The organism is Marinobacter sp. UBA2688 (assembly GCF_002352785.1).
GTDB lineage: Bacteria > Pseudomonadota > Gammaproteobacteria > Pseudomonadales > Oleiphilaceae > Marinobacter > Marinobacter salarius.
In genome coordinates, this window is sequence record NZ_DELU01000010.1 from 187,829 (window position 1) to 211,534 (window position 23,706).

Genomic DNA, 23,706 nt, shown 5'->3' on the forward strand with positions numbered 1-23,706 from the left:
AGTCCGCCATCTCAAAGCTTGAATGTGGCGTTAACCATGGGCTCATAAGCCACGGTTGCGCGGAACATAGCGGATATCGGAGGCACCTGGACCTCACCAAACACCTGCCGCCAGGGGAATCGAATCAGCTGCAGAGCGTACTCCGCGCTATCGAGGCCATCTCCCGCGCCGGTTTCCTCATGCTCTGCCAACGCAGCGGATAGCCGGCGAATATCCACAACACCGGATGACCCCACGCGGAACGGCACGTTTATGTCATCCACGTCGAGGTAGCTAAAGTCCTCTTTGTCGCGAGGGGTCAGCGTGGCCGAACGTTGGTTGCCGTTATCCTCGTGTTTGAAGCCGAACTGGATGCCCTGGCGCGGCTCTTCCAGGTGAACCACTTTGGGAATGCCATCAAACAGGCAGAGCAACACGGCGGGCGCCAGTCTTTCCAGCCGCAACAGCCGGATTCGTCTGGGATCATCCTCATCAAACCGGGCTTCGTCGCCCTCCTCCGGGTCTACGTCGAAGGCTCGAACGTGCATGCCCGGCCAACCAGAAACGGCGGCAGAGCGGAGCAGAAATCCGGTTATAGGTCCTGTCTGTCCACTGAGACGCGTAGCGCCTTTGCGACGACGCACGTTGCGTTCTTCCGTATCCAGTTCCGCACGGATGGCGTCGTATTGGGCATCCAGTTGAATGCGGTCATCACTGTTAACGGTGCCAACGCTTAGCGCGCCCTGAACCAGCGCATCCGTCCAACGTCGATCCATGTAGAACCATCGAATCGACTCCTGGGGTAGTAATTCCGAGTCCGCCACCAGGTTGGCAAAGGGAACCCCATTGAGGAGGCGCAAACTGACCAGCCAGTTCCGTAACTCCGCAGGCATCGCGGTGTTTTGATCAAGCTTGAATTCAGTGAGCGGAGCCCGAGCGGTTCTTTCCAGTTCGCGGCCCAGATTTTCGAGAATGTCCTGGTTTTTATTGATCATGACTCGTCCTCATCCGTGAAATCTCTGGGACGGTCCCGCAGGATCACGTCGAGATTGTCATTGAAGTCCTCTCTGATCAGTCGGTCGGTCACCGGGAATGCCGGGCCGGTCAGGTGCTCGTTGATCAGTTCATTGGAGAGCGTGCTGGACACCAGATCGACACGCTGCCGGTCCAGATCCGCCTCCAGGGTTTCACGCAAGTCGACGCGGCCCAATTCCCGGGTAAGCAGAACTTCTTTTGGCACTTCAACTCCCTGCAGGCCTTCGAGGACTTTAGTGAGGTCGCCAACGAATAAAGCAGGCTCCAGCCCCAGTCCCCGAGCCAACACAGCAGTCGGTTGCCCATCGAACTCCAGTGGCCGCCCCGGGCGGACTTGCGGCATTGGGTTTCCCAGAAACTTTTCGGGGGTTCTCACCACGGCATCGGCAAAAAAACGTCCGGCCAGCCGGCCCAAATGGCGAAGATCGATCTGGTCGATGCCTACGCCGAGCACCTCCTCCCAGAGGGCCTTGTTCTTTATGAGTAAAGATTTCAGTCGAGCGGCGTGATAATCGCCCTGTCGCCAGCGCATCAACGAAGCGATGATCGACGGTTGCGACAGCGTGAGAAGACGGCCGGTTTCAAAGGCGGTGGCCAGAGACAGATCCTCCCGGCCATCCGGTATAACCACTCTGAGCTGATCTGAACTGTGCGCCAGTTTCAGCCGGTCAGCTCCGGTATTACGGGTGGGATGCGGCACCAGCGGTCCACGGTACCAGGACCGCACCTTGTCACCTTCCCGAGTTTGGTGGCCAAGGCCGACATGTCCGCTTTCAGCGACTTCCAGAGGCAGGCGGCCACTCGGGGCTTTCTGGCCCTGCCCGACATCGCCAAGCAAGCTGGAATCCAGGTTTTCCATCAACGATCGGAAAGTGGTATCGCCGGTGGTCGTAAAACTCCAGTGCAGCAGAACCGGGAAACGGTATTCGGGATCCAAAAGGAGCGCTTCAAAAGTCTGAATAATCCGGAAGGGCTCGGCCATTTTGAGCGCAACATCTGCAGACGTGGTGCCCTTTGACTTTTTGATGGCCCAGGTACCGGACCCGGAATAGGGAGTTGCTCCCGCAGTCGCCGCTGCCCCGGATTTGAATTGGGTGGATCGTGAACCTTTCACGCCGGGCGCCATGGGAACAGGCTGCGTCAGATTCTCAAGGTCGCCGGGATTAATGCCCGGACTTACTGGAGCCAGCGCGGTGCCCATCACCTGATGGTCATCGTAGGTAGCCATAGTGTGGTTGACGGTGGTCTTGACCATGAACGACGTGACAAACGATGGCACCGGATCCGGAGACCGGTCCAGCAACACATCGTACTGGCCCTCAAGATTTACCAGGCAGGCCAGATACTTCACCGGGGCATCATTGCCCTCCTCGTCCTTACCGGGCACCGGCAGGCGGTTGCTGATGACGACCGACAGAAACCCGTCATCATCACCCATCATCAATTCGGTATCGTGGATGTCCACCTCCCGGGCATGGGCCAGCAGGTCAACGTCGTTTTTGGTGGGGAATACCTTGTCGATGATCGATTTCCTGACGGCCAGACAGTTGCCCTTGGCGACTTCTTTTAATCCCTCGAGTTCAACCCCCTCCGTTACGCAATTTGCGACATCAACTCCGGTTTCCAGCCTGGCTTCGCCTTCGGCAATCAGCACAAGCGCCAACCAGGGCGTTTTGGCGGGTGCACCGTCCAGGCGACGCTCCCAGGGCAGAGTTCGCCTTTTGATGACCACTTGAGGCAGGCGGCTGCCATAGCTTCCAAAGGAATTGGCCGGTGGATAGGTCGACAGAATCTGGTCCGGAGGCAGAATGTAGCGTGGCGACCGAATCCTCAGGTGGATATTTTCCTCGTCCACTTTCAGCGCGCTGGCGTCGAGGCTGGCCTCTGGCGTTTGCGCTGAAAACTTCTGGTTGGCCCGTATTCGCCACAGTCCGGCTTCCAGAGGCGGATTCAGCTTGGCGTAGAGCTTGAACTTTCCTTCACCAACAGGCATCGCTTGCTTCCTTTTCTTACTAACCGTTTTAGCCGGCCTCTGCGCGGATCTGCCCGGCGTTAATCATCCTGTGCAGCCACCCACTCGATCTCGCAGTTGCTGCCGCCAACGGCACGCAGTCGTGAAACCGTTGCTGGCAATCCTTTTTCAGCGATCAATTCCGCCATCGCCTCAGCCGACGCGTTCGCCCCAATCATTCCCGCGATTTCACGAGTGCCCCCTTGAAGGGCCCGAACGGAAATACCGGAATGGCCGGCAAGCGCATTGATTTCAAACAGCAGGACCGAGCGCGCCCCTGCCTGAACAACCACCGGCTGAACCGGCTGCTGACGATGCCGGGCACCGTGCAGCTCTATTTCCACATCACTGGCAGACCGTCCCTCGCCAGCTTTCAGAATCACACCAACACAGGTGACGGTCTGGTCGAACCGGGTGGACACCGCAGCCGCACCGCGCACCAAATCCTGGCCCAGGTGCCATCCCACCGACGCTTTACCGGCAGTGCCGTTGAGCGACAGGACACAGCCGGCCCCGAGGGCTGACCGACCGGTCAGGCGAACAAGTCTCGATTGATCGTGCCAGCCCAAAATTCTCAGCCCGGTGGGGCGACCATCGCCTCCACCACTGGCCTGAACGGCAATTGTCGCTGCGTGTTTGGGAACGGCGATCTGACGATCCGTAACCTGCTCGTCTGCAACCACAGCACCGTTCCCCAACAGCATGACCACCCGCGCAGCCCCGGTGATCCGAAGCTCGGGACGCGCATCTTCCCCATCAATTGCGGCATCCGGGGAGCGCATGGTGACGATATCGCCCGGTCGCAGTTTGCTCTCAGGCGCTTGCGGAACAGGCCCGACTGCTCTGCCAAAGCCCTTCACATAGGCATTCCCTGCCCCCGATCCAACCCGGCCGCCGAGGTAGGTCTGGCTGGCACCGGTAACGCTGGTACGAGGCACAGAGCCGCGAACCACCACCGTCAGGTCGTTAAAGGTCGAGGGGGCATGGGTTGTGTTCAGTTTGATGGGCAGGCTGCGGCCGAGACGACCGCGAACCGATTCGGTGGAGGGTGCCGGACGGCGCTTGATGCGCTTGTCCGCGACGGTCGTGGTCGCATCCCGAAGTGCCACGCCCGCCCCACTGCTCATGAACCCGGTCACGAACGGCTTCATCGGTTTGATAACCTGCAGGCCGTCATCCAGGGACATCACTGCGGTTGAAGCGTTATCGGCATTCGCTGCCTCAAGGCCATCCATCAACGTGCCGAACATGGGTGGCGCGGTACGGGAGTTCTGGTAGATGGCTTGCGCTTTTGCGCTCCGCTGCCCCGTGGCCAACAAACCCTCGGGCAACGCTTCGGAACCGGCCGCAAACAGGTACTTCCGGGCCTCGACAAAGGCTTCCTCAATGGTCGCGCTCTCTGCAACGACACCCATCGCGGTGGCTCGGTTCAGGTTATCGGCCCGCAGCGTACCAGCGGCAGACAACGGCAGTGGGCGTCGGCCTGCTTCGACCCGGTAGTAGTCGATTTCGGGGCCGGTTTGAGAACTCATGTCCGCCTCGGCAACCATTTTCAACCGGCTGCCCGCGAAAATAACGTCGCCTTTCGGAATCGGACTAGAGGGTTGATCGGCATCTTCTGGCGGCCCCCAAACACCGATTGGGAACGCTTCAAGGCCATAGGTGGGGCCTTCTTCGGTGTTTTTTTCGTCCTTCATGCCCTCCACCAGCGGGCGCAGATCCGACGTGCGATCGGTCCAGTCATTCCCAACCCAGCGCTCAAGGCGAATTTCCAACTCACCGCTCAAACCTGAGGCGTTCATGGGGCTCAGACCCATCGCCACTGAAGCGCCATTCGGCAATTTTGGCGTAATACTCTTGTCGAGGGCCGGGTTGTCGAAGTCAAACCGGGTGACCGGGCCAGTTGAGACAACAGACACCTCGAACTCCGCAAAGACTTCGAAGGGCCGTTCATAGCTACCGTCACTGGACGGCGCAGAGGTTTCGCCCCCTGTGGAGGCGGGCAAAGCGCCCTTACCCGCTACCCCGGAAAGCGTCCGCGCCCGGCCTGGCGAGGTTTCTTCCAGATACTTGGGTACGAATTCATCCCAGTCCACGAAGATGCCGCGAATCTCGCGGGAACTGCCAAACTTCACCTTGATGTCGCACGGACCTACTTCTATGGTCGCTTTACCCCGGAAATCTGGCCCCTCAACCTCAATACGCGCACCCAGGCTGATGCTGATTCGAATGGTGCCGAGGAAAGTTTTTATCTTCACACCGGCGGAAATGCGGGCGTAGGCATCGGCCATGAAGTAGAAAGGATCGAAATAGACGATGGCGTTCGCGCCGAAGGCAATGCGGGCCCAGGCAAAGCCGAAATCGGCACTGACCTCCACTTCCACGCCTGCCATCAGGGCTTCCGATGTGAGCGCGAAGTAAGAGCCACCTTTGATTACAATCGCGTTGGAAACCCGCCATTGCAGCCCCAATCGAGCCACCACAGGGTAACCATCGCGCTGAAAGCTGGGGTGATAGCCCCCCAGAGTCAGAACAAACTGGCCAGCGTTGGGCCCGAGCCACCAGGTCGCAAACGCAAAGCCGCCGGTCAGTCGCACTTCGGGATACAACAGCCAGCTATTATCTGTGAGCTGGGCCTGAATCAGGAACAGCCCCTCGGAGGATGAGAACCGGGCAAGCAGACCCAATTCAATCGATACCAGTGCGGCCTGGGGCCGAGGCAAAGCCATTCGCGCCAGACCAAAGAGATTAAGCTCCAACCCGTTGCCAACGGACACCGACAACACGGCGACACCGTCCACCAGAGAGAAACTGGTGAAACTGATACCGGCAGCAAACCAGAAGTTACCGGGCTCCGGCGGGAAGTACGCGGCAAGCTTTCGCAACTCCTCCAACGGATCGGAGGAAACGCTGGCTGCGGGATCCAGCGCCTTGATAAAGGGATATTCACCAAACTTTGACAGGTCATCCGGAACGCGAAGGCCTCGCTTGATGCCCAAGCCACCCCCAATGCCGGTCAGGAAGAAGGCTGGTGGACCACCAATGGGGCCTTGAATCGCGCCGAAAACAAAGAACGAAGGCAGTCCGTTGTCGTCGCTGTATCCCCCGAACAAAGAGAGCCCATAGACACCGAAGCGACCCATCAACATTCCGACGTAGCCGATCTGTCCCTCCAGGTCTGTTTTCAGGAGACCACCAGCGATGGACAAACCACTGAAGTCCCCGGAAACACCCAGCCCTTTCAAATCGACCGCCCAGTTATTCAATTCGAACACATCACCACCGAGCCAATGCAGGCCGAGTTCTTCAACCGATGCCGTCAGCCCGAACAGCGAGACGCGCGCATCGAACAGCAGCGAGATCCCCGTCACGGAACCATCAACTTCTGTGACGTCGAAACCGAATTGCTCCAGGTAGAGCGGGCCCAGTTGCCTCTGGATAGCCAGCCACCAGGGGCCGGGTGGATCCCCTGCCCGCAATGAGATGCCTAGATCGCCGCCCGGATTCTTCTGGATCGCCAATGCCGGGCTGAAAGCAGGACGGGCCGAGGGCGAAGCGTCGTTTCCGGCATCGCTCATAATGTTATTGGCAACGGCATTGTCCCCGCCGGCTGCCGAGGGCACGATGGCCAGTCCGTCCAGCTGAACCTGAACACCGCCACCCAATCCTGCTGGCACAGCCTCGCCGTACAAATGAACGCCGATGGCGTCGATACTCATGATGCCCAGATTCAACAAAGGCCCTGCGTTTTTGCCAACGCGAACGCCCAGACCGGCGATGGAGAAACCGGCGTTCAGCTGAAAATCGTTGCCCACCTTTTCAACGAGCAAAATCGAGAGTCCCGGGGCAATCCCTGGCGATGTCACCCAGTTGGCGACCACCTCAAGATCAACCGACGGGTCGCTGCCCCCGAGTGAGATTCGCTCGCCCGGCGGCAAAGACACGAAGATTCCGGCCAGATCGCCGTTGCGGGTGAAGCCGACATCCACTTTGCCATCGATTGTGATTTTGAGATTGTGGTCGGCCAGGTTGAAGCCGAGCTGGAACAGGCGTTTCAACAACGCCTCGGGATCGGCGATGTCGTCAAACAGCGTTGGGTCCAGAGTTGGGGTGCCGCCGGTGAACAGAACATCCTGCAACGCATCGACCGCATCCGTGCCCAGGGAACCAAGCGCTTCCAGCGTTACACCCGCTGCCATGGAAACAGCCTGGGACAACAGTGCCAGCGCCACCGCTGCGGGCTCGTTGTCTTCCGTTTCACCGGAAAGTGTCTCTTCGACCACAACCACCCGTGGCGGCGTCTCGTTCAACGCCCAACGAAATTGAACAGACTCGTCTCCCATGCCATCAGTGACAAGACCAACGCCGGCCATTCGTGTGAAGCCACTGCCAGACACGCCGGCCTCAATTTTCGCTATGGGACGAAGAATCAGACCGTTGCCAACGTCGAACCCATCTGCCACGTAGGAGACAGCAACGGCAACGCCGTTCGCGCTGAGTCGCACCCGGTCAAATCCAACCGTGCCGACATCCGCAATCGACAACGCCGCAGCCACTTCAATGGCCGGCCCTGCGGGACTGGCATCCAGAGTGATCTCCACGGGGTCCGTGCTGCCCAGGGACAATCGACAGATTCCGGTCGCCGGCGTCGAGGTTGCAACAACGGTTCCCGCGGGATCGAGAGCACTGGCCAGCCGGGATATCGCGGTAACAACAAGATTGGGCAAGCGGGATATCAGTGCCGCGGCGGGGTCGACAGCGAACGTCTGAATTCTGGCGTCGGCAAACTGGCTGGATTCCAGAAGATCCAGTGCGCTACCCAATTCAAACACCGCGATAGCCACATCTTTTTGTAGTGACGGCGTCGGATTCGTTCGCTCGGCAATCAACGCGTTGAGCGCGACCGGAATGGCCATCCCTGCCCCGGTCGCCAGAAGCGATCCCAGGCCCGGTCCCGAGGGATAAATCTTCATGGGCGCTGCAGGCGCAGCTCGCAGGAGGTCAATGCGAACATCTGGCGAGAGGGAGATAGCGATCCCCTTTCCGTCGAAGGTCGCCGAACTGGCAACGAGGGGTTCAACCGAGCCGTTGGTAGCAATAGACAGGCCGCCGCCCAGGCTGATGATGACCGGCGTCGGGCCCAAAGAATGACTGGTCTCGATGGTGACGGCCAGATTCAGCCGGCCTGAGGCCACGCCATAAGCCACGGAAACCTCGTTACTGAAATCGAACCCGCTCCCCGTGAAGCCCGGTATCAGCAACTGGCCGACCGCATCAAACGTCTGAATCGCCTGTCCAAACGGATCGGCTCTCCAGGGTGCCGCGCCCTTCTTCAGCCAGCCTGCCGGGTCCATGAACAGTGCCCAGGGCAACAACACCCGACGGGAGGGCAATTCAGAAACCGGCGCCAGCAACCCCAGGCCCTCCATGATCACCTCGATGGTGACCCTGGCATCGTCAGAAGCCGTTTCACGGAGGTGATCAACCAATCCCGCCAGAAGAGTCGACGGTATAAACGCCGCTCCCAGTTTTGCCAGGGCTGCTTGCTCGGAGGAGCTGAGAGATGACAGAAGATTGATCGACGTGGCTGACAGCGAACCCGGTGTTTGCCAATCAACGTTGAGGGCGGGTGATACGCCGCCCGTCGCTGCACTTGCCTCAAGCCTTAGTCCACCGACGCCTGGTTCGATTGCACCGATTGCACCCGATATGGAAGCCGAGGATGCCGACGCGAATAGCGAAACGCTGAGTGGAATCAGGTCCGCTGCCACGTGGGCTACGTCCATTCCAAGCGCACGGGTATTCAGATCGACGGCAATGGTTGCCGCGTCCAGGGTCCAGGCAATCTCAGACCCTGCACCACCAAATCCGCCAAGCGCCCTGACTGAGCCGGCAAGACTGGCCGGAGAGGCATTTACCGCCGCATTGATCGCCGCTCTGGCATCTACAATGAGCTGATCAAAGCCCTCTGGATCGTACCCACCTCCTGCAACCAGCCCGATATCGGCAAGCAGCTGGCTGAGATCCGGCGATGCCGCAGCCAATCGAGCAACGACGTCGGCGAGAATGAGGTGAACGTCAGGCGTGGGCAGGCTTGGCGAGGCGACGCCCGCCCCGTTTTCAATAACCCACTGATCCCGACGCACCCCGAAGCAGTTGGCCTCGTGCAGAACGATCCGAGCACCGGAAACCCGCGCGCTGCCTGCCAGGGGCAGATACAACCGGGCAGACACCCAGCGCACTTCAATGTCGTTCTGGCTGGCGCCCGGGCCGCCAACAAGCCAGCCGTCCTGAACACCGAAGTGCAGATCCAGAATCACCTGCCTGTCTGTTTGAACCTCAAAGCCATCCCCACTGGGCCCGCGATCACAGGTAGCCAGTTCGAGGATGACCCCTGCCCCGACAAAAACGCCGCCGATGTTGGCATCGATGACCGGCAGATCAACGCCCGCATGCAGTTTGGTCGGTGGCGTTGCCGGGGGCTCATAGCTTGCATGACGGTCGGCAATGGCATCAGCAACGGTTACCGCAAGACCGGCTTCCAGGGCTTCAGCGTCAAGGGCGCCAAATACCGCGTCCACCTGAAGGCCGGACCGGCGTGTTTGTTCATCCGCTCGCAGAAAATCATCGAGGCTGTCGGGTGTTAACCCGGCTGCCTGGGACGCCCGCTCGAGAATATAGCCAAACTGCAGGAGCGCATTGGACTCTCCCGCAATTTCCTCCTCGTTGATCGTTTCGGGCTCTGGCCGTTGAAGCTGCAAGAGCAGCCGCAGCGCGTCCCCGCTCAAGCCCGATAACAAACCATTCAAGGAAACCGGCGCCCAGGGCGAGCCCACCGTTACCACCCGATCGATCGCGGTGATCGTGTTCGCCGCTTTGATGGCTGCTGCCCCGGCGGAACCGAAGGCAACGACAGTCATGGGCGTGGCCCGATCTTGCAATACATCGATCAGGCGGTGGCATTGTTCGTCTATGGCACCACGATCCGGCCTGGCTGCGGCGGCCGCCGCCGGATCGGGCAAGCAGACGGACCAGTGCCCGTTGATGGACGCCGGAACGCCGAGCTCGCTGAGGTCTTCCCGGGCGTCCAGACTGTCGCTGCCGAAACAGGTGCTCCAGAGGTCCTCACAGCCAACGTAAACCACCGCATCCGGTGCGCTGCCGAAGGCTTCCTGCGGCAACAGGTTTATGGCACCGAACGCGACCAGTTCGCGATAGCTCAAGCCGCCAATGTCTACGCCATTAACGCCGGTTGGTAACGAAGCTGGGCGTCCAATCAGACCATCTGTGCCGGTGAAGCGATCGATTAATGCCTGAAACCCCTCGTCCAGCCGGCCCCGGCCCGTCATCAGATCGGCGAGGTCCGGAAGCTCGGTACCTGCCGCCCGAATCGCTTCGGCAATGGAGGCTAACTCCGTCGGGTCGCTGGAATCGAAATTGCCAGCCGGAGGTTGATAGCGGCCACGGTGGATATCGCAGCCTGGGTCCAGCCAGACCGCCACCCCTGGCGCCCGGGGTTCTGCGGCAATGGCGGCTCGATAAGGCGTGCGTTCGTTGCCGTTACCCAACGGTGCCCATTGCCGGAAACCGCTGAACAGGTAGGACATCGGGGCCATTGCCACACGAACATTGCTGCAATTCAAAACCAGATCGCCCATCCAGGATTTCAGAGCGGATTCCGGATTGTTCAATAACGCCTCAATGGATAGGCGAGCGCCGTCGCCATTCCAGCCGATCAGGTCGGTAAGGGCAGTGATGATCGGCGAGCCCAGTCGCCGAAGCAACGCGGCAACAGCGTTTTCAATGGCCTCCCAATCCGGGCTGAAGCTAACCGTGCCATCGCTGTGGAACTCCGGCAGAGGCAGCGCGGCTTCAATGGTTGAACTGTCGGATCCATCAACCGCTTCAACCTCGACCATCAGGGCTGGAGCGTCCACACGAACGGCAAAGCCCGTTGAGGCGCCCCACCCCACTGACGCACCGATCGACCGGGCTGAGACATCAACCGGGCCCATATCCAGCCGGATGTCAGAGTCATCGCCTTCCCGAAGCCGGGTGCCTGCGTCGATTCGGCTGAGGAACTCCGCAGCCAGGGAGGAGAAATTCAGTCGCAATAGCCTTGCGCTGACAAAAACGTCTGATCGCTTGTCGTCTAAAACCGTGTTCTCGATGCGAGCTTCCAGATCAAAATTAACCCAGTCACCGTCGATCGAAACCTCGAGCGCCACAGGGTCCAGATCAATGACCCAGGGATCAGCTACCGTGCCAGCCCCGGAAACACTGGTCGAGTTACCGGTGATTAGCTCCTGTGTTGACGTCAAAACGACCGCCATGGCCGCAGGCGAGGCAGCCAGTGAATTCCAGTAGGCAGCGGTCTTACCCAGTGGGTCGGTTAAAAGCTCAACTGCGGAAGGACCGGAAATGCCAGTGGGCGGATCAAGACCCAGCAGTTGAGAACAGATTTCGCCGGGGCGACCGAGACTGGCCAGTGCCGACACCAGAGCGCCGTCGACCAGACTCTCGGCGGCGTCCAGCGCGGTATCGGGAGAGGACAGGTCCAATAGTTCATGACTGGTGCCGCCAAGCGTGACGTTGTGGGCCGTCAATGCAAAAGCCGGTTTGCCGTCCGCCAGGACAATGCCGGCCTTGATCGATCCAATGCCCGGATCGCCGGCAAGCAGTGGCGTTCCCAGGCCCGCCGCCTGACCAAACACAGCCAGAAGCGACAGGTTCGGCACGGCCTTGATGCTGCCATCCAGGGTTTTCAGTGTCAGCAGGTCCGCCTGCGCTTTCACTTCCGCCCCGGTTTGAGGCCTTAGCGAACCTTCCAGCCAGGGCGTGATGATCAATCCCCCTGCGGCCGACGACGCCACGCGCAAGCCAATGGCGCCCGCCAATGCTCCGTCACTGAACTCAATGGCGCTGCGGGCAGAATTGACCGTGCCCCCAAGCAGCGTGGCCCACTGCCCGAGCCAGGCAGTGCGAGCGGATGTCGAAGCGAGAATGGATTCAATCCAGCCCGTCAGCGCAGAGACGCCATTCGCAATCAGTGACTCCAGCGGAAACGGCGGAATGTTCGGAACAGACCTCAAGCCCAGCAAACCGGTGAGCGCGGCAAACGGCGCCGTTGCCGGGTTGGTGGAGTCAAGCGCCTCAGCCTGGGCCTGAATCAGGCCGGTCATGAATTCGAGAAAGTCGGAACCCAGGTCGTTGATGTTATCCACGGTGAGTTCAAAATCCCTCGGTGCATTGGTTCCGGGGAGTTGAAGCCGCTCAAAGCCAAGACTGAATTCAAGATCGTCAGAAGGGCTGGTTGGAACGTCAACGCCGACGGACACAGCGCCGATGTATAGATCGCCCGGCGCAGGTGCATCATTGGAAATGATGACTTTGATGGCCAATTCGATGCGCGCGTCGTCCCGCCCCAACACCAGCCAGTCGGGTTGCCCCCCTGAAATGTCCAGTGCCCCCGCACCTTCCCGTTCGAACTGGAAAACCGGAACATGCGCTCTGACAGAAATCGCCGGCACAGAGCTGCCACTGTCGTACTCAATGCCGAACCCGACTCTGGCGCCGTTGTCGGCCTCCTCAACCACCACGAAAACGGTTGCACCGGAGTCACGGAAAAGCGGCACCCAGATGGCGCCCCCTTGTTCTTCCCTGTCGGGCGCACCCAGCACATCATCGACAAAAGCGATCAATGCCTCTCGCTGCTCGTCGAGGTACATCATCGAACTGATGCCACGCTTGCTTCCGTTGGGATTGCCTAGCGGGTCCTGAAACCAATCACCCTGTAGTTCACCATCACGGGTCAGGCCAACTGCTTCCGCCAGCGTGCCAAAAACATCCAGATTCTGATCAGCACCCATGTCAGGCTCCCGGCATCAGTGAAAACCGGGCAACGGGCTGCACCAGCATTTTCTTCGGCGCGGCGGCAATAGCGCCGGGTACGAGCGGCAAACCACGCTTGTCGTTACCAACCTCGGCGCAGAGCACGGAGGCCACTTCAAGCACGGATTCCCAGGCGAAAGCCTGAATCGCATCCCGCCATGCCGATATCAGTTCTTCCGGTCCCTCAAGGTCTTCGAATGTGGACATGACGAGACCGCTCGGAGACTGTTTGGTGCCAACGCCAATCGGCACCGGAATGCGGAGCTTTCCATGCTCTTCGCACTCGGCGGTCACCGTTACCGTGATTACGCCGCTGGAGAACTGAATGCGAGTTTGGTCACTGTGGATGAGCAGTTCGCTGTCGCCTTTGGTCCAGACAACCAGGGGCGTGCTGTTTCGTGGCAGGTCGAGAACAAGTCGAACCACTTCCGAAAGCAGAGCTTGGGCGTCTTTGGCGGGAACAGTAAGCAGGTCGGGTGACCGGTCGCCGACATCGAGCAAAACGTCTGCATCGATGCGTTCAAGCCAGTCGAACTGGGAAAAGTCGACGGTGGTGAATCGGGCGAAATTTGCCATAGCGATCCCTCGCAGCGAATGACTTGCGCAGGATTCGTGACCGGCCGGAAAAACATCCTTATTTCCCTTGGTAGCCGGACTGCAGCATCAAAACCCTGTTGCGTGGAGTCGGGCCAAAGGCCCCTGAACAGCGAACAGCGTCATGACTTCAGGCTATGACATAAGGGAGTATAGGCGGGGTTCAGGAGGGTGCAAAAAAATTGGAGAAATTCCATCCAGATGGGCCGATTAACCATACAGATGAGGGCATTGGCCAAGGCGTAGGCCTCTCGGCACGTAAGGAGGTAGTTTGTTGATTTTTACGGGTAAAATGGAGGCGCGGGTCGGAATCGAACCGGCGTACACGGAGTTGCAGTCCGCTGCATAACCACTCTGCCACCGCGCCGGGAAAAGTTCGAAGGGGATTCGATACTTTTATGCTCTCAGGTGGGCATTGAGAGACTGTGTTAATTGGAGCGGGAAACGAGATTCGAACTCGCGACCCCAACCTTGGCAAGGTTGTGCTCTACCAACTGAGCTATTCCCGCTTGATCAACGAGGGCGTATTCTACGGATTAGGCCGTTTGCGTCAACAACTTTTTTCAACTTTCTGTTTTAGTTCAGATTCTGATCGATTGCCCTCGAACGCAGCAACCCCCAACACGCGAATTTGAGCTAGTATCAAAGAACACCCATCGCCAATCCTCAACAAAGGAGACGGGATTTCCAGATGCCCTCCCCTGGCAAGCTTGATTTCCAGAACGGCCAACTGACCGTCTCGGGCGACTGGACGCTTCCGAACTACGGCCGCTTGAAGCGGGACGTCCAAAAAACCGCCGCAATGGAGTCACCTAACGGGTATTCCGTCAATCTGGCAACAATCAATGCGCTGGATACCGCCGGCGCATCCCTGCTGGTGGACCTTCTGGGTGCCCGTCAACTCCATGAGCTTACCGAGCAAACCCCCGGGCTTTCCAGCGAACGTCAGGAACTGCTGCGCCTGGTTGCCAACGCGATGGCCAGCCCTGAAGGCGAAACGGCCCTCCGATCCAACCCGATCACGGAGTTCCTGGCGGGTGTTGGCGAAAAAATCGAAGACTTCTGGCATCAACAACGTCTGTTGATTGGTTTTACCGGCCAGATACTGGCGACATTGGCGAGCATCCTTGCAACACCCTGGCGATGGCGGATCACCTCACTGGTGGCCCATGTCCATCAGACCGGGCTGAATGCCCTTCCCATCGTGGCGCTGCTGACGTTTCTGGTGGGCGCGGTCGTTGCGTTTCTGGGCGCCACCATTCTCGATGATTTCGGCGCCACCATTTACACCGTGAACCTGGTGGCCTTCTCGTTCCTGCGGGAATTCGGTGTTCTGCTGGCCGCTATCCTTCTGGCCGGCCGCACAGCCAGCGCCTTTACCGCGCAACTGGGCTCTATGAAAGCCAATGAGGAGATTGACGCCCTACGCACCTTCGGCCTGAGCCCCGTGGAACTGTTGGTTATCCCCCGGGTGCTGGCGATGGTGATTTCGCTTCCCATATTGACCTTCGTCGGCATGATCAGCGGCATTGTTGGTGGTTCGCTGGTGTGCGTCGTGGCGCTGGATATCTCGGTTCCGCAAATCCTGAATATCCTCGAAACCAAGGTAAGGGTCGTCCACCTCCTGGTTGGGCTGGGGAAAGCCCCTATCTTTGCGTTTGTGATTGCCGTTATCGGCTGCCTTGAGGGCTTCAAGGCCAGTGGAAGTGCCCAGTCCGTCGGTGAGCACACCACCTCCGCCGTGGTACAGTCGATCTTTATGGTGATTCTGCTGGATTCCATAGCAGCGATATTCTTCATGGAGATGGGCTGGTGAGAAAAGAGGCCGCGCACCAGGATGTGGTTATCAGCGTGAAGGGCCTTTGTAACCGCTTCGGTGGTCATGAGGTACATACGGATCTCAATCTTGACCTTTATCACCGGGAAATACTGGGGGTGGTTGGCGGCTCGGGAACCGGCAAGTCGGTGCTGCTGAGGAGTATTGTCGGGCTGCATACGCCGGATTCCGGGACCATAGAGGTCTTTGGTGAGCAGTTGCAGGCTCTTTCTCAACAACAACGCTCCCGTGTAGAACGGCGCTTTGGCGTGCTGTTTCAGAGCGGTGCCCTGTTCAGCTCCCTGACTCTCCAGGAAAACGTTGCCCTGCCGCTGATTGAGCATGCCAAACTGTCCCGTACTGACGCGGAACACTTGGCCCGGGTGAAGCTCGCACTGGTCGGCCTGCCAGCCAACGCGGCCGGAAAGTACCCCGCCCAGCTGTCAGGTGGCATGGTCAAAAGAGCCTCGCTCGCAAGGGCCCTGGCGCTGGACCCGGAGGTGTTGTTTCTGGACGAGCCCACGGCCGGGCTCGACCCGATTGGCGCCGCTGCCTTTGACCGACTGATTGTTACGCTTCGGGACGCCCTTGGCTTCAGCGTGTTTCTGGTGACCCATGATCTGGACACCCTTTACACCACCTGTGACCGGGTGGCCGTGTTAGCCTCGCGGAGCGTACTGGTGGCGGACCGGCTGGCGGTGGTTGAGGCCACCGACGACCCCTGGATTCGTGATTACTTCCATGGGCCCAGAGGCCGCGCCGTCAATCGCATCAGGCCGGCCACGGGGCAATAAACGTAAACAACCGGAAAGCAGCAAGGAAGTCGGGAGAGGCACGCTGATATGGAACCCAGAGCACATCACGTCCTGATTGGGCTGTTCACATTGGTTGCGCTTGCCAGTGCGCTCGCGTTCGCCTTGTGGCTGGGCCAGGCGGGCAACGACCGCGATTATGCCTGGTACGAAATAATTTTTGATCGGGGCGTCAGCGGGCTCTCGGAGGGCAGCCCGGTCAAATACAGCGGCATTGAGGTGGGCGACGTGGCCGAACTGAGCCTCGACCCAAATGACCCGCGCAACGTCAGGGTGCTCATTCGGGTATACGACGATGTGCCCATTAAGGAAGACACCCGGGCTGGCCTGGCGTTAACCAACATTACCGGCAGCATGAACATCGAACTGAAGGGCGGCACCCCCGGCAGCAAAAAGCTGACTGGGAGCCTTGAATCCCCACCGACCATCCAGGCCGAACCCTCGGCCTTTACCACCCTGATGGCTTCCAGTGAGGAACTGTTTGCCAAGCTTGATAAATTTCTCACCAACGCAAATGCCATGGTGTCCAAGGAAAACTCCCGCAACCTCACCCGCAGCCTCAAGAACATCGAGGCCGTGTCGTCTGGGTTGATGGATCAACGCAGCGAACTGAGCAATCTGGTGACGAGTTTCGATCAACTCAGTGTACAAACCGAAGCCACGCTGAAAACCTTCCGTCAATTTGGCAGCACAGCCAACAGCTTGCTGAACAAGGAAGGCCGCCAGTTGATGGCCACTGCCCAGAGCGCCATGGATTCACTGGAAGCCGCTACCGCGCGGCTTGAAGCACTCACCGCCCGCAACGAGGGCTCCCTGGACCAGGGAATGCAGGGTATCGGGGAACTGGCGCCGGCCATGCGGGAGCTGAGATCAACGCTGCAAAACATGGACAGTCTTATCCACCGCCTGGAGGACGACCCGGCCGGCCTTCTGCTGGGCCGCGAGCCGATACAGGAGTTTAATCCATGACACTGACTGCATCACGGGCACTGCTCTGCATGGTCGTTGCCGCCACGTTATCCGCTTGTACTCTGTTCCCGGATCGACCGGCCAATCGAATATTTCAGTTACCGGCTTCCACGGTTGAGGAATCCATCACTGACAACAAACCATTCAGCACAACCCTTCGGTTCGTAACGCCCCTGGCAGAAGGCCCTGTTGATAGCTCGCGTATTCTGGTGAAACCGGAGGGCAACGAAATAAAGGCCTATCAGGGAGCGCGCTGGAGTAAGAAGTCTCCCGTCCTGGTTCGGGACCAACTGATCGATGCCTTTCGCCGGGATGGCCGCTTCGCTGGCGTTATTACCGGAACCAGTCCGGCCCGCAGTGATCTGACCATGGCAGGAGAACTAAGCGCGTTCCAGAGCGAGTATCAGGACGGCATGCCGGTAGCGCTGATCAGGCTGGACCTGCATCTCATCGACGAACGCACCCGCAATACCCTTGCCAGCAAACGCTTTGAGTACCAGCATCCGGCGACAGGGGAACAAGTTGAAGCAGTCGTGGAGGCATTTGGTGAGGCCAGTAGCGCACTGGCCCGCGAGGTGATTCGCTGGACGGTCGAACAGCGCCCCTAACCCGTTAACCCTGGTGTTTTTCCGGAAAAAGGTCCGGCCAGGCGGCCTTGAGATAGAGAATCATCGACCAGAACGTCAGTACCGCTGCCACGTACAACAGGGCCGTACCGGCCTGGGCCCAGACGACACCAGGAGGAAATGCCAGCAGCATGATAATGGCCACCATCTGCGCTGTTGTCTTGATCTTGCCAATGTAGGAAACCGCCACACTCGCACGGCTGCCGATTTCCGCCATCCACTCCCGCAATGCTGAAATCACGATCTCACGACCGATAATCACCGTGGCGGGAATCGTCAGAATGAAACTCGCGTGGGCTTCAATCAGTACGGTCAGTGCTACCGCCACCATAAGTTTGTCTGCAACGGGGTCCAGGAAGGCACCAAATGGTGTGCTCTGGTTCAGTTTCCGGGCCAGGTAACCATCCAACCAGTCCGTCGCCGCCGCCAGCGCAAACAGGCCGGCACTGACGAGGTAGCTCCATTGCGCCGGCAGGTAGTAGATAATCACGAAAACCGGGATCATCAGAATCCGGGAAAGGGTGAGAATGTTCGGTAAATTCATGCTATCCCTACTCGTCATGCAGTACTGCGTAGATGGTTTCTGCCAGGTTCCTGCTGATTCCCTGAACCTTGGACATTTCGTCGATACTCGCCTTGCGTAGCTCCTGGATGCCGCCAAAATAACGTATCAGATCGCGGCGGCGTTTGGGCCCTACACCTTCGATTCCCTCAAGGGTGGATTGCCGGCGTTTCTTGTCACGCCGGGCCCGATGGCCAGTGATGGCGAAACGGTGCGACTCGTCTCGGATATGCTGGATCAGGTGCAGTGCCGGCGAGTCCGCGGGGACCCGATAGAGGTCGCCGGTCATGGCATCAATCAACTGTTCCATACCCGCGCGCCGGGTGACACCCTTGGCAACACCAATCAGCGGAATGTCGGTAACACCAAGTTCATCAAACACTTCCCGGGCAATGTTCAACTGGCCCTTACCACCATCGATGAACACCAGGTCCGGGCGTTTGCCCTCACCTGCCACCATGCGTTTATATCGGCGCGTCAAAACCTGGCGCATGGCTCCATAGTCATCACCGCCGGTGACACCCTCGATATTGTAGAGCCGGTAGTCGCTTTTCAGCGGCCCATTCTCGTCGAAAACCACGCAGGATGCGACCGTGTTTTCACCATGGCTATGACTGATGTCAAAGCACTCCATACGTGACGGCGTTTCAGCGAGATCCAGCAGGTCGCGCAGGGCCAGCAGGCGGCGATAGACCGTTTCCTTGCTGGCCAGGTGGGTCAGCAATGTCTGCCTGGCATTCGTCATGGCCAGATCCAGCCAGCGCCGGCGTTCTCCCCGCACATTCTTGCGTACCCGGGTGTCACGACCGGCGGATTCTGTCAGCGCCTGGGACAGCAGTTCCTGGCCGTCGACGTCCACCGGCACCAGGATGTCCGGTGGAATTTCCCGGCGGGTGCTACCGCCGAAATAATACTGCCCCAGAAAAGCACTTAACAACTCAGCTTCAGACTGCTCAATACTGTATCGCGGAAAATAGTCCTTGGTACCGAGCACGCGCCCACCGCGCACGATGATCACCACGATGCACACCACTCCAGCATCCTGGGCAATGGCCACCACGTCGGCATCACCCCCTTCGCCGTCCACGCTTTGCTGCTCCTGAACGTGCCGCAGGTGATTTATTTGGTCGCGGTAGACACCGGCTTTCTCAAATTCCAGATTCTTAGCCGCGGTTTCCATGGCCGCCATCAGATCCTGCAGGATCGCGGGGTTCTTGCCTTCGAGGAACATGGTGGCGTGGCGCATGTCTTCCCGATAATCCTCGGGGGAAATATAACCGACACACGGTGCCGTGCAACGGTTGATCTGATACTGAAGACAAGGACGTGTGCGGTTTCGGAAATAGCTTTCACTACAGGATCTTATACGGAAAATCTTTTGTAGAATATTAAGACTTTCCTTGACCGCTCCAGAGCTCGGAAATGGTCCATACCAGGTACCGCCGCCTTTCTTAGTGCGCCCCCTGCGAAACGTCAGGGAGGGATAATCGTCGTGTGAGGAAAGGTAGATATAGGGATAGGATTTATCATCCCGCAGCAGGATATTGTAAGGCGGCCGCAGGGATTTGATCAGGTTCTGTTCAAGCAGGAGGGCTTCGGTTTCACTGCTGGTGATGGTGACTTCGATGGAGTCAATTCGGGAAACCAGGGCTTCGGTCTTGGGCGCCAGGCCGGATTTGCGGAAGTAGCTGGTCACCCGTTTCTTGAGGTTCCGGGCCTTACCCACATACAGCACATTGCCAGCGGCGTCGTACATGCGGTAAACGCCGGGCCGCTCGGTCAACTGTTTCAGGAAGCTTTTGGTGTCGAACTCCCTGTTGTTCCCTGCCTCGGCAGAATCAGCCGGTGCGTCAGACCTTGTCGGCATCGAGCAACCCGAGCCTGACCGCCATCAGCGCCAACTCAACGTCACTGGAAATTTCCAGCTTCTCGAAAATGCGGTAGCGGTAGCTGTTTACAGTTTTTGGGCTGAGGCAAAGCTTGTCGGAAATGTCCTGCACTTTCTGGCAGTCCACCACCATCATGGCAATCTGCATTTCGCGCTCGGACAAACGGTCAAACAGGGATAGCTCGCCGTCTTCGTCCCGAGCATCGCCACCTCCAAGCTGCTTGAGTGCCATTTTCTGGGCAATTTCCGGGCTGATGTAACGCTGCCCGGAATGCGCCATGCGGATGGCACGCACCATTTCCTTGATGTCGGCGCCCTTGGTGATATAAGCCGATGCGCCGGCCTGCATCACCCTCGTTGGATAGGGGTCATCAGCACAGGCAGTCACTACGATCACCCGCACAGCGTCGTCAATGCGCAGGATTCGCCGTGTCGCTTCCAGCCCCCCGATACCAGGCATGCGGATGTCCATCAACACGATGTCCGGGCTGTCTTTACGCACAGAATCAATAGCATCCTCGCCTGAAGATGCTTCGCCGATGACTTCAATATCGGGGTTGTCCGCCAGCATCCGGGTAATACCGGACCTGACCAGTTCATGGTCGTCAACAACCAATACCCTGATCAAAACTCACCTCGCACGCGGCTTTTATGGGAATTTACGAATTGTACCGGTTAAGGGTTCCCGACGGTAGATGCATCCATCAATACCGGGACCCACTGCTCAGGACACAATCATCAGCGGGGCACGCCCAGGCTTGCGGTATTCTCTACCGGATCGAACCAGACCACCAGATCCCCCCGCCGAGCCGCCGATTTTACCCGCTCACGCTCTGCCATGGGGTTCTCAGTGTCGTTCAGGCCGTGGTACCGAGTGCAGTATTCGTCAACCAGCCCGTCAAGCTGATCCTCTGAAAGCAGCCCCACATCCACTACGAATTTCTCTTCACGTGGGTCCGGCTGGGGCTCGTGGCCTGCTTCGTCGGTCATTTTCAACTCCACCTCAAAGCAGCCATGGTAATGGGTTTGGCGAGGCTGTAGAAGACCGATTATCAGGCTTTTTTTCACCACTTGGCGTTGACCGCTCGGTCAGGCTGCCTTAAACCGGGAAATCAGTTGACGCATGGTGACCGATTCCTGTCTCAGGTATTCACTGATCTGGCGGGTGTTATCAACACTGGTGATCAGGGAACCCGAACTGTCATCAAGCGCCCTTGACCGCCGCCCGACACGGTCAATCTCTTCCCTCTGAACCGCAACCGCATCCCCAATTTCAGCACTGCGAAGCTCCAGCTCCGTGAACTGACTCGCGAGACGCTCCAGGTGGTCTTTCAGGGCATCAAGGTTCCGCCGGTTCATGCCACCGGCGTCGCGCATCTCGTCCAGCAGACCCTCAACGCCGGAAACCCCGGTTACCAGGTCGGTCACCCATTGGCGAATTTCCCTGGTGGAGTCCGACGTACGCTTCGACAGGGTGCGCACTTCGTCTGCCACCACGGCAAACCCCCGACCGTGTTCGCCGGCACGGGCCGCTTCAATCGCTGCATTCAATGCCAGCAAATTGGTCTGCTCCGCGATATCGGCAATCACGCCGATCACGCTCTCGATTTTGCCCGAGGATTCACTCAATGCCTGGATAGACAGGGACACCCGCCCAATCACCTCCACCGTGTGTTCAGCTGCCTGCTCACTGTTTCTGAGCCCTTCCTGAACCACCGCATTGGCCGCCACGGCATCTCGTACCGTAGTGGCTGAGTTCTCGGTGGCTAAATCAATGGCCGACGCCTGGTTCGCAATGGCCGCCATTGACTGGCTGACATCATGAATCTGCCGGCGGGTAGTATCAGTGGACGCCTGGACGTCCTCTGCCTGAGAGTCCAACGATGTGGACCGGTCATTGATGCTGTGGGCAGCCGTTCTCACTTCTCCGATAAAGAGCTCAAACCGGCTAACCAACCCTACCAGCGCGCGCGTCACACCAGCCACTTCATCGTGTCCGGTAATAACCGGGCGCCGGGAAAGATCTGAGGTCTCGTCCATTTCCCGGAGGCCGGACTCCAGCAACTGCAGGCGGCCAATCACTGAGCGCCGAAGCCAGAGCGTCATCAAGACCACAGACATCAGGAATACAGCAGAGCCGGCCAACAGCCAGATTTTCTGGGTATCCAGAAAGGCCAGCAGGTCCTGACTACGAACTTCAATGATGTTGCGGCTGGCTTCCTTACGGTTGTTGATCGCCGTGAGCATCGGGCCGAGGGCCGGGAACAAGTCAAAATCCACCACTTGCCCTACTCGATAGTAGCTCCGCCCTTCGATACCCGGTCTCATGGATTCGATGAGCGCCAACACGCTCTCGAACAAGGCTCGATTATCCGTCGCCCACTCGCTCAGCCCGGCATTGTTCTCGATAGCACGCCAGTGCTCCGGCAGCACCTCGGTCAATGCCTGGAATTCCGCATCGATTTCATCCCAGAGCATCAGCTGCGCCTTGATCTTGTAGGCGAGATCCTGCAGGCGGCGATGGTCCTGCTCAAGGTCTTCCAGCAGCCACGACTCCATAAGACTTTCCCGAACCAATGCCTCTGAAGCGGACTCAGCACGGGTCATAATGCTCGATGACAGGGCCGCCAATGCGGCCAAAGCAAACACCGATAGAAAGGAAAAGAACAGAATACGGCTGCGGACAGTTCTGAGCATGGTATCTCCACTGGGGGTATCGTCCAATGGAGCTTATGCCTGTTTTGTGACACTTTTATGTCGCGAATGGCGCCATTTTCCAGTCGGGAAGCCTCCGATAGACCATCATCGAATGTCGAATACGCGGGAAATCCCCTACGCTCATTCTTTTACCCATTGCGCCCAGCGCGATATTCTTTAGGTTGGCACTGATTCCGAACAGGCGTAAACGATGGTCCACAGCAAGCCTTTTTCACAGGCCTGTGTAAATAACAGGCAACCAATACTGGAATGCATCAAAACGGTGTTCACCGAGTCGGCCACCATATTGGAAATTGGAACGGGAACGGGGCAACACGCTGTTTATTTTGCAGCAGAGCTCCCCCACCTGACGTGGCAGCCCAGTGATCGGCCTGGAGGCGCCGATCATTCCCTCGGCTGGATCGAGGAGGCTGACCTTGCCAATATTCGCCCACCTCTAGAACTGGACGTTTCCCTGGGAAGCTGGCCGGTAGACACCATTGATGGCGCCTATTCCGCCAACACGGCTCACATCATGTCGTGGGAAGAGGTAGAGGCAATGTTCGCCGGGCTGGCTAAACGCCTCATTGCCGGCGGCCTGTTCTGCCTCTATGGGCCGTTTAATTATGAGGGGCAATTTACCAGCGACAGCAATCGACAGTTCGATCACCACCTGCGGAGTCAGGCCCAGCACATGGGCATCAGGAACATGGATGACATGCTGGAACTGGCGGGCCGAGTTCGGTTCGGGCTTGAAAGCGATTTCGAAATGCCTGCCAACAATCGACTGCTGGTATGGCGCAAACTGTAAAAAGCCACTCTATGT

Annotated in this window: 14 protein-coding genes and 2 tRNA genes; 5 read left to right on the plus strand and 11 right to left on the minus strand. The window is 58.7% G+C overall.

The features are described 5' to 3' along the window. Positions 1-11: 11 nt before the first annotated feature. From B3M52_RS05605 to B3M52_RS05630, 6 genes are all read right to left on the minus strand, one after another. The gene (locus B3M52_RS05605; RefSeq protein ID WP_286749097.1) at positions 12-974 is read right to left on the minus strand and encodes a hypothetical protein; all 963 of its coding nucleotides are present in this window, start codon (positions 972-974) and stop codon (positions 12-14) included. After that, positions 971-3,007 carry a hypothetical protein gene (locus B3M52_RS05610; RefSeq protein ID WP_286749098.1) on the minus strand — a complete coding sequence of 679 codons (2,037 nt, stop codon included), beginning with the start codon at positions 3,005-3,007 and terminating at the stop codon, positions 971-973. The genes B3M52_RS05605 and B3M52_RS05610 overlap by 4 nt, the downstream gene beginning before the upstream one ends. Positions 3,008-3,066: 59 nt before the next feature. Beyond that, positions 3,067-12,894 (minus strand): DUF6603 domain-containing protein, encoded by a 9,828-nt coding sequence (locus B3M52_RS05615; RefSeq protein ID WP_286749100.1) that lies wholly within the window; start codon positions 12,892-12,894, stop codon positions 3,067-3,069. 1 nt (position 12,895) lies between these two features. Next, complete coding sequence (locus B3M52_RS05620; RefSeq protein WP_036207957.1) at positions 12,896-13,492, minus strand: hypothetical protein; 597 nt, start codon at positions 13,490-13,492, stop codon at positions 12,896-12,898. A gap of 311 nt (positions 13,493-13,803) precedes the next feature. After that, positions 13,804-13,877 (minus strand) — tRNA-Cys (locus B3M52_RS05625). Positions 13,878-13,943: 66 nt separating this feature from the next. Continuing rightward, positions 13,944-14,019 (minus strand) — tRNA-Gly (locus B3M52_RS05630). A gap of 182 nt (positions 14,020-14,201) precedes the next feature. Between B3M52_RS05630 and B3M52_RS05635 the strand changes: the two genes are divergently transcribed. From B3M52_RS05635 to B3M52_RS05650, 4 genes are read left to right on the plus strand one after another with little or no spacing between them, the layout of a single operon-like run. Next, entirely contained in the window at positions 14,202-15,326 is a 1,125-nt protein-coding gene (locus tag B3M52_RS05635; protein ID WP_286749101.1) for an MlaE family ABC transporter permease, read from the plus strand. After that, positions 15,323-16,120, plus strand: a complete 798-nt coding sequence (locus B3M52_RS05640) for an ABC transporter ATP-binding protein (protein WP_091642133.1) — start codon at positions 15,323-15,325, stop codon at positions 16,118-16,120. The genes B3M52_RS05635 and B3M52_RS05640 overlap by 4 nt, the downstream gene beginning before the upstream one ends. Positions 16,121-16,168: 48 nt before the next feature. Then, entirely contained in the window at positions 16,169-17,107 is a 939-nt protein-coding gene (locus tag B3M52_RS05645) for an MlaD family protein (RefSeq protein ID WP_286749104.1), read from the plus strand. Further along, complete coding sequence (locus B3M52_RS05650; RefSeq protein ID WP_286749105.1) at positions 17,104-17,715, plus strand: ABC-type transport auxiliary lipoprotein family protein; 612 nt, start codon at positions 17,104-17,106, stop codon at positions 17,713-17,715. Before B3M52_RS05645 ends, B3M52_RS05650 begins: the two co-directional genes overlap by 4 nt. 4 nt (positions 17,716-17,719) lie before the next feature. Here the strand turns inward: B3M52_RS05650 and pgsA are convergent, their stop codons facing one another. From pgsA to B3M52_RS05675, 5 genes are all read right to left on the minus strand, one after another. Next, positions 17,720-18,277, minus strand: a complete 558-nt coding sequence (gene pgsA, locus B3M52_RS05655; RefSeq protein ID WP_036207967.1) for a CDP-diacylglycerol--glycerol-3-phosphate 3-phosphatidyltransferase — start codon at positions 18,275-18,277, stop codon at positions 17,720-17,722. A 7-nt stretch (positions 18,278-18,284) separates the two neighbouring features. Continuing rightward, positions 18,285-20,162 (minus strand): excinuclease ABC subunit UvrC, encoded by a 1,878-nt coding sequence (gene uvrC / locus B3M52_RS05660; protein WP_091642127.1) that lies wholly within the window; start codon positions 20,160-20,162, stop codon positions 18,285-18,287. Next, complete coding sequence (gene uvrY / locus B3M52_RS05665) at positions 20,146-20,811, minus strand: UvrY/SirA/GacA family response regulator transcription factor (protein ID WP_036207973.1); 666 nt, start codon at positions 20,809-20,811, stop codon at positions 20,146-20,148. Before uvrY ends, uvrC begins: the two co-directional genes overlap by 17 nt. A 110-nt stretch (positions 20,812-20,921) precedes the next feature. Beyond that, positions 20,922-21,173: a hypothetical protein gene (locus B3M52_RS05670; protein ID WP_036208476.1), complete on the minus strand. Its 252-nt coding sequence runs from the start codon at positions 21,171-21,173 to the stop codon at positions 20,922-20,924. Positions 21,174-21,272: 99 nt separating this feature from the next. Further along, on the minus strand, positions 21,273-22,880 hold the full coding sequence (locus B3M52_RS05675) for a methyl-accepting chemotaxis protein (protein WP_286749107.1): 1,608 nt from the start codon (positions 22,878-22,880) through the stop codon (positions 21,273-21,275). 211 nt (positions 22,881-23,091) lie between these two features. Here B3M52_RS05675 and B3M52_RS05680 point away from each other — a divergent pair, with 211 nt between their 5' ends. Next, positions 23,092-23,691 (plus strand): DUF938 domain-containing protein, encoded by a 600-nt coding sequence (locus B3M52_RS05680; protein WP_286749108.1) that lies wholly within the window; start codon positions 23,092-23,094, stop codon positions 23,689-23,691. Positions 23,692-23,706: the final 15 nt, after the last annotated feature.